Origin of the sequence: Pseudoflavonifractor sp. An85, from assembly GCF_002161235.1 — a bacterium.
GTDB lineage: Bacteria > Bacillota > Clostridia > Oscillospirales > Oscillospiraceae > Enterenecus.
The window spans coordinates 1-1,321 of the sequence record NZ_NFHE01000096.1 but is presented as its reverse complement, the minus strand read 5'-3'; the positions used below and the strand labels follow the sequence as shown (position 1 = coordinate 1,321).

At 58.4% G+C, this 1,321-nt stretch carries 2 protein-coding genes; both read left to right on the top strand.

Going from position 1 to position 1,321, the window contains the following annotated elements:
• The coding region (locus B5G37_RS14495; protein WP_143483000.1) for a prealbumin-like fold domain-containing protein at positions 1–465 on the top strand (465 nt) is incomplete at its 5' end.
• Between the two features lie 92 nt (positions 466–557).
• The coding region (locus tag B5G37_RS14490; RefSeq protein WP_143482999.1) for a class C sortase at positions 558–1,321 on the top strand (764 nt) is incomplete at its 3' end.

Below are 1,321 nucleotides of genomic sequence, written 5' to 3'. Positions count from 1 at the left end.
GAAGTGAAGTTCAACGGTTCCAACGGTGTGTATAAGTACGACGCAGGACAGGATGCACCCAGTGTGGCTTTGGCTACCGATGGCAGCGGCCAGCTAAAACTCCAGGGTCTGGCCTACGGCACTTACTACTTGAAGGAGACCAAGGCCCCCAATGGCTATGCCCTGCCTGGAGACGTCGTCACCATTACCATCACCGATAGTGACAAGGACGGCAACCTGGAAGTCACCACGGCCACCGGCTCTATGGTGGTGCAGGAGGCTAGCACCTTTGCCATGGGAGGCGGTGAACCGGATCCGCTCGACAACGTGTTTACCTTCAAGCTGAAAAACGAGAAGCCCGACTTTACCCTGCCCACCACCGGCGGCATGGGTACCGTGGCCTTCACCATCGGCGGCGTGATTCTCATGGCCTGCGGCGCAGCCCTGGTGCTGTTTGCGGTCAAGAAGTTCAAGGCAGAGGGTTAAGCCCCTTCCAACCTTACATCGCACCTATATGACCCAGAGAGCCGGGGCATCACTGCCCCGGCTCTTCTCCTATGGACGGAGGAAGCAAGCGTATGAGAGAAACACCCAAGAGGAAACGAACCAAACGCTGGGGGCTCTGGCTGCCGCTGATTCTGGCGGCGCTCCTGATTTTTGGGGGAGCAGGGGTTTTCTTTTACCCGGCGGTGAGCAACTTTATAGCCGACCAGAGCCACCGGGAGATCATCACCACCCATGCCAACCTGATTTCCGCCACGGACCCGGAGATACTGGAACAGGAGTGGCAGGAGGCGGAGATCTACAACGAGAGCCTCATGGGAGACCCGGTGCATGACCCCTTTGTCCCAGGCAGCGGATATGCCATTCCAGATAACTATGCCCAGACCTTGGATTTGGACGAGGTGATGTGCACCTTGGAGATTCCCAAGATCGACCTGTCCCTGCCGGTGTACCATGGTACCAGCGAGGAGGTACTGGCAAAAGGGATCGGGCATTTGGAGGTCACCGCCCTGCCCATTGGTGGGCTTAACCGCCACGCGGTGCTCACGGGACACCGGGGGCTACCCAGTTCGGAACTGTTCACCCGCCTGGATGAAGTGGAGGTGGGAGATATCTTCTACATCCATGTGCTGGACGAAGTGCACGCCTACCAGGTGGATCAAATCACCACGGTGGAGCCAGACGAGTTGGAAAATCTGGTGGCAGAGCCAGACAAGGATCTGGTGACCTTGGTGACCTGCACCCCCTATGCGGTCAATAGCCACCGGCTGTTGGTGCGTGGGGTTCGGGTGGCGTATGAGCCGGAAGAGGATCCGCAGCCGGAGAATGAGGTGACCAT